This is a genomic window from Kitasatospora sp. NPDC054795, assembly GCF_053611565.1.
Genome location: NZ_JBSHAP010000072.1, coordinates 39,846 through 46,095, shown reverse-complemented (window position 1 = coordinate 46,095; position 6,250 = coordinate 39,846). Strand labels below are relative to the sequence as shown.

The window sequence follows — 6,250 nt, the reverse complement described above, 5'->3', positions numbered from 1 at the left end:
GCGGCGACCACCGAGGACCAGATCAAGTACTCGTGGAACTACGCCCTGCTGGTCTCCGAGGGTCCTTCCACCCGCTCGCTGGTGCCCGCGCCGATGCTGCGCGGCATGGCCGACGGCCGGCTGGTCCGGTTCGAGGAGATCACCCGCTGCCCGCTGGAGGTGCAGGACTCGCTGCTGTCCCTGCTCTCCGAGCGCGTGGTGGCGATCCCCGAACTGGACGGGCCGGAGGGGATGGTCTTCGCCAAGCAGGGCTTCAACGTGATCGCCACCGCCAACACCCGCGACCGCGGGGTGAACGAGATGAGCGCGGCGCTCAAGCGCCGGTTCAACTTCGAGACGGTCTTTCCGATCCCCGACCTGGACACCGAACTCGCCCTGGTGGAGGCCGAGTCCGCGCACCTGCTGCGCCGCTCCGGGGTGGCCGCCGCACCCGACCGGGACCTGCTGGAGGTCCTCGTCACCACGTTCCGCGAGCTGCGGGCCGGTGAGGGCGGTGACCGCCTGTCCGCGGTGATGAGCACCGCGGAGGCGGTCTCGGTCGCCCACGCGGTCGGACTGCGCGGCTGGTACCTGCGCGGCGAGGCCGGCAACGCGGCCGACCTGGTCGCCGGCCTGGCCGGCACCGCCGCCAAGGACAGTCCGGAGGACCTGGCCCGGCTGCGCCGCTACCTGGAGCAGCGGGTCCCGCGGCGGCGCGGCCCGCACTGGCACGCCGTGCACGAGGCCCGCCACCTGCTGGCCGGCTGATGCCCGCGGTCTTCCTCGGGGTCCGCCACCACTCCCCCGCCTGCGCCCGTCTGGTGGCGGACACCGTCCGACGGCTGCGGCCCGCGTACGTGCTCGTCGAGGGGCCGGCCGACCTCAACGGCCGCCTGGACGAGCTGGCCCTCGGCCACGAACTGCCGATCGCCGTGTTCAGCCACTACCGCGACGCCGAGCGCACCGCCACCACCTGGACGCCGCTGTGCGACTACTCGCCCGAGTGGGTGGCGCTGCGGGAGGGCCGGGCGGCCGGCGCGGAGGTGCTCTTCGTCGACCTGCCGTCCTGGCACCCGGCGTTCGAGCTGCGCGCCAACCGGTACGCCGACGCGGAGGCCCGGTACGCCGAGGCCACCGCCCGGCTGTGCGGACGCTTCGGCACCGGCTCGGTGGACGCCCTGTGGGACGGCCTGTTCGAGGTGGCGCCGGCGGACGGGCTCGCCGAGCGTCTGGACGCCTACTTCGACCTGGTCCGCGGGGACGCCGAGGCGGACGAGGGCGACCGGGCCCGCGAGGCGTACATGGCGGCCTGGATCCGCGCTGTCCTGGCCGAGGCGGGACCGGCGACCGTGCTGGTGGTCACCGGCGGCTTCCACACCCCCGCGCTCCGCACCCTCGCCGAGCGGCCCGCGGAGGTGCCCGGCCGGCCCGCGCTGCCGGCAGCGCGACCCGGCGCGGTGTCCGGCAGTCACCTGGTGCCCTACTCGTTCCGGCAGCTGGACGCCTTCGCCGGCTACCAGTCGGGCATGCCCTCGCCCGCCTACTACCAGCGGCTGTGGGAGGACGGCCCCGAGGCCGCCGCCGACCATCTGCGGCAGTCCGTGGTGTCGCGGCTGCGCGGGCGCCGCCACCCCGTCTCCACGGCCGACCTGGTCGCCGCCGCCGCGCTCACCGGCGGCCTGGCCGCGCTGCGCGGCCACCCGGTGCCGGCCCGTACCGACGTGCTCGACGGCCTGGCCGGCGCGCTGGTCAAGGACGACCTGACCCAGCCGCTGCCCTGGTCGGAGCGCACCCCGTTGGCGCCCGGCAGCCACCCGGTGGTGGTCGAGATGGTCGCCGCGTGCAGCGGCTCCCGCACCGGGCGGCTGCACCCGGACACCCCGGCGCCGCCGCTGGTCCATGACACCGCCGCCCGGCTCGCCGCGATCGGGGCCACCGGCACCCGCCCGCTGACCTGCGAGCTCACCACCGAGGACGGTCTGACGGCCAGCCGGACCCTGCACCGGCTGCGCGTCCTCGGCGTGCCCGGCCGCCACCGCACCGCCGGACCCGCCCACGGCGCCGACCCGGTCACCACCGAACGCTGGGAAGCCGGACCGGACACCGGCCGCGACGCCGCCCTGATCGAGGCGGGCGCGTACGGCGCCACCCTCGACGAGGCCGCCGCCACCGTCCTCGCCGAACGGGCCCGTACCACCGGGCCCACGGACACCGAACTCGCCACCCTGCTCCTCGACACCGTGCTGTGCGGCGCCACCGCCCTCACCGACCGCCTCCTGACCGCGCTCACCGCCGTCCTCGCCCGCCACCCCGACCCGGGTGCCCTCGGCTCCGTCCTCGCCACCGCGCTCGGCCTGTGGCGGCACGACCGGGTGTACGGCACCGCACGCAGCCCGCTGCTGGCCGCCGTCATCGACGGCGCCGTCGCCCGCGTCCTGTGGCTGGTCGAGGGCGCGCACGGCCGCTCCGGCACCGACCCGGCGCGCCTCGCGGCCCTCGCCGCCGTCCGCGACGCGCTGTGCCACGCCCCCGACCTGCTCACGGTCACCCCCGAGGACGCCGCCGCCCTCGCCCTCCGCATCGCCCGCGACCCGCACGCCCCCGCCGACCTGCGCGGCGGCGCCCACGGCCTCCACCTCGCCCTCACCCCCACGGCCGATTCCGACCTCGCCTCCGCCGCCCTGCGCGCCGCGGGCGACCCCGGCGCGCTCGGCGACTGGCTGGCCGGCCTGTTCGCACTCGCCCGGGAGGAGGTCACCGCCGACGCGGGCGAGGGCTCCCTGCTGGCCGCCGTGGACTCCGTCCTCGCCGAACTCACCGACGCCGGGTTCCTCGTCGCCCTCCCCGCCCTGCGCCAGGCCTTCGCCTGGTTCCCGCCGCGCGAGCGCGAGCGGATCGCCCGCCGTCTGATCGAGCGTCGCGGCCTGCGCGGCTCCGCCCGCGGCCTGCTCCGCACCACCGCCGACCCCGTGCACCTGGCCGCCGCCCGCGCCCTGGAGGAGAACGTGACCGCCCTGCTCGACCGCCACGGCCTGCGGAGCGCCCGGTGACCGCGCCCGAGCCCACCCCCGCAACGGCACCCGACCCCGCCCTGGAGCGCTGGCGCCTGGTCCTCGGTTCCCCCGCCGAGCCCTGGACCGGCAGCCCGGGCGCCGACGGCGCCGCCCGGGACGCCGCCCTGGAGTGGCTGTACGGCCGCGACGAGGACCTCGACCGCCGCGGCATCCGCGGCGCCGGCCGGGAACCGTCCCGGGTCACCGCGGTGGACTGGCTGGACGACATCCACCGGCTCTTCCCGCGCGAGACGATCGAGCGCCTGGAGCGCGACGCCGTCGAGCACTACGGCATCGACGAGATCGTCACCGACCCGACCGTCCTGGAGCGGGTCGAGCCGAGCGCCGCCCTGCTGCGCGCCGTGCTCCGCACCAAGCACCTGATGAACGAGCAGCTGCTCGGCCAGGCCCGCCGCATCGTGGCCGCGGTGGTCCGGCAGCTGATGGAACGCCTCACCCCGGAGCTGCGCCAGGCGTTCACCGGCGCCCGGTCCGCCCGCCCGAGCCGCCGCCCGCTCGCCCGCGACTTCGACTTCCGCCGCACCGTCCGGGCCAATCTCGGCCGCTACCGTCCCGCCGAGCGGCGGATCCTGATCGAACGCCCGCACTTCCACTCCCGCACCCGCCGGCACCTGGAGCAGTGGCAGCTGATCCTGCTCGTCGACCAGTCCGGTTCCATGGTCGGCTCGGTGATCCACTCCGCGGTCACCGCGGCCTGCCTGTGGAGCCTTCCCGGCCTCAAGACCCATCTGGTCGCCTTCGACACCCAGGTGGTGGACCTCACCTCCGACGTCACCGACCCGGTGGAGCTGCTGATGCGGGTCCAGCTCGGCGGCGGCACCGACATCGCCCGGGCCGTCGACTACGCGGCCGGTCTGGTGGAGAACCCGCGGCGCACCGTCCTCGCGGTGGTCAGCGACTTCTACGAGGGCGGCGACCGGTACCGGCTGCTGCGCACCGTCCGCTCGCTGACCGGGCAGGGCGCCACCGTGCTCGGACTCGCCGCGTTGGACGAGGAGGCCGCCCCCGCGTACGACCGCGAGCTGGCCGGGCGGCTCGCGGACGCCGGCGCGCACGTGGGCGCGATGACTCCGGGGATGCTCGCCGAGTTCGTCGCCGAGCGGCTCGGCCGGTGACCGCCGCGACGCGGGCCGATCTGCTCGCCCTGGACACCGACACGCTCGCCGCACTCGCCAATCGCGGCCTGGTGAAGCGCGCCGCCCGCGAAGTCGCCGCGGGCGACGGGCCGGTGCCCGACCTCGACCTCAACGGCACGCTTCGCGGCACCTGCCCGGACGGCAACTCCGTCGTCCTGCCGCCCGGCACCGGGCTGGACGGTGGCAGCTGCACCTGCGGCGCCCCGGGCGTGTGCCGCCACCGGATCGCCCTGGTCCTCGCCCACCAGCACGCCGCCGCCGACGCCCCGCCGGGTCCTGCCCCCGGCCCCGCCGCTTCCGGCACCCCCGGCACGCCCGCGCCCGCCCCCGCGTGGTCCCCCGGCGCGCTGGACGACGAGGCGCTGACCGCCGCCGTCGGCGCCCGCGCCGTGGCCGCCGCCCGCCGGACGCTGGAGCGCGGTTATGCCGCGCGGCTGCACCACGCGCGCCCGGACGATCCGCAGCCGGTCGCCGAACTGGCCGCCTGCACCGTCCGGTTCCCCGTCCCCGGCGAGCTGGGCTTCGCGGTGACCGACGCCGCGCAGGACCGCCGCGGCGAGATGATCGCCCTCGCGGTCTGGGCCTTCCGGGCTGCCGACGGCCGCCCGGCCGTCACGCTCGGCGGCCGTCCCGAGCCCGATGCGGGCATCCCACCGGTCCTGGACGCCGCCCTCGGTCTCGCCCGCGAGCTGCTGCTCGACGGCGCCGTGCACGCCGGGCCGGTCCTCACCGCCGATCTCCACCGGGTGCGCGACGAACTCGCCGACCGTTCCCTGCACTGGCCGGCCGGCCTGGTCGCCGACCTGATCGGCCAGCTCGACGCGTACGCCGCCCGGTCCGCCGACCACCGGCCCGAGGAGCTGACCCTGCTGCTGGCCGAGCTCCACGCCCGTCACCGCGCCTCCGCCGGCCCCGGCGCGTCCCGGTCGGAGGTACTCGGTGTCCGGGAGACCGCCGAGACCCCGCTGCGCCGGATCCGCCTGACCGCGCTGGGCTGCCGGATCCGCGGCACCGCGACGACCCGGTCCGCCGAGGTCTACCTCGCCCACCCCGCCGCCGGCACCGTCCTGGTGCTCCGCCGCAGCTGGGACGTCCCGGCCGACGGCCGTCCGCCGACCGGGCACGCGCTGGCCGCCCGCCGGATCGCCGGCCACCGCCTCGACGCCCTCGCCGCCGGCAACGTGGTCAGCGAAAGCGCCGTCCGCAGCGCCGCCCGTGAACTCCGCCTCGGCCGCGGTCGGACCGCCGCCACCACCGTCACCCCGGTCGGCGGCTCCTGGACCGACCTGCCCGCCCCGCTGCTGCTCACCGATCTCGACGCCCACCTGCGCACCCTGGAGGGCCGGCCGCCGCGGCTGATCCGGCCCCGCATCGCCGCCGAGTCCCTGCGCGTGGTGCGGCTCTCCGCCGTCGAGGGGGTCCGGTACGACGCCGCCGAGCAGCGCCTGGAGGCCGCGGTCCGCGACGCCGCCGGCAACCCGGCCACCCTCGCCGCCACCTACGACCCGGCCTGCCCCGGCTCCCTCGACGCGCTCGCCGCGGCGCTCGGGTCCGGCGCCGTCACCCACGTCAGCGCCACCCTCCGACGGGCGGCGGGCCGCACCGTCCTGGAGCCCGCCGCGCTCCTCGCGGGCGACACCGTCGTCGTCCCCGACCTCGCTCCCGGCGCCGCGTCCACCGCCCTCGCCCCCGCCGCGCCGCCGTCGGCCGACCCCGTCGCCGCCGACCTCGCCGAGGCACTCGCCGCCCTCGCCGACACCGCCCACCGGGGCCTGCGCCACCCTGACGGCCCCACCCTGACCCGCCTGGACCGCACCGCCGCCCGGCTGGACCGCGGCGGCCTGGCCACCACCGCCGAGCTCCTGCGCGCCCTCGCCCACGCCGTGCGCGCGGGCGACCCGGACGCCGCCGCCCGCACCTGGCCGGACGCGGCCGTCCGGCTCGCCGTCGCCGTCGAGGCACACCGGGAGACCGCCGGCCACCCCTGAGCACCTTCGCCGAGGACGCCCCCGAGGTCCGCACCGGACTTCGCACTACCCCTGGGCCCTCCACAGCCCGCGA

The 6,250-nt window shown here is 77.7% G+C and carries 4 protein-coding genes; all 4 read left to right on the top strand.

Features of this window, described 5'->3' with window-relative positions; all coding sequences use genetic code 11:
- Positions 1 to 747: AAA family ATPase (locus ACWGJO_RS24875; RefSeq protein ID WP_452186968.1), on the top strand; the 747-nt coding region annotated here is incomplete at its 5' end.
- A complete protein-coding gene (locus tag ACWGJO_RS24870) occupies positions 747 to 3,029 on the top strand; it encodes a DUF5682 family protein (RefSeq protein ID WP_452186966.1) in 2,283 nt (760 codons plus the stop codon). The genes ACWGJO_RS24875 and ACWGJO_RS24870, both read left to right, overlap by 1 nt.
- Complete coding sequence (locus tag ACWGJO_RS24865) at positions 3,026 to 4,168, top strand: VWA domain-containing protein (RefSeq protein WP_452186964.1); 1,143 nt, start codon at positions 3,026 to 3,028, stop codon at positions 4,166 to 4,168. The genes ACWGJO_RS24870 and ACWGJO_RS24865 overlap by 4 nt, the downstream gene beginning before the upstream one ends.
- Complete coding sequence (locus ACWGJO_RS24860) at positions 4,165 to 6,177, top strand: hypothetical protein (RefSeq protein ID WP_452186962.1); 2,013 nt, start codon at positions 4,165 to 4,167, stop codon at positions 6,175 to 6,177. Before ACWGJO_RS24865 ends, ACWGJO_RS24860 begins: the two co-directional genes overlap by 4 nt.
- Positions 6,178 to 6,250 lie beyond the last annotated feature (73 nt).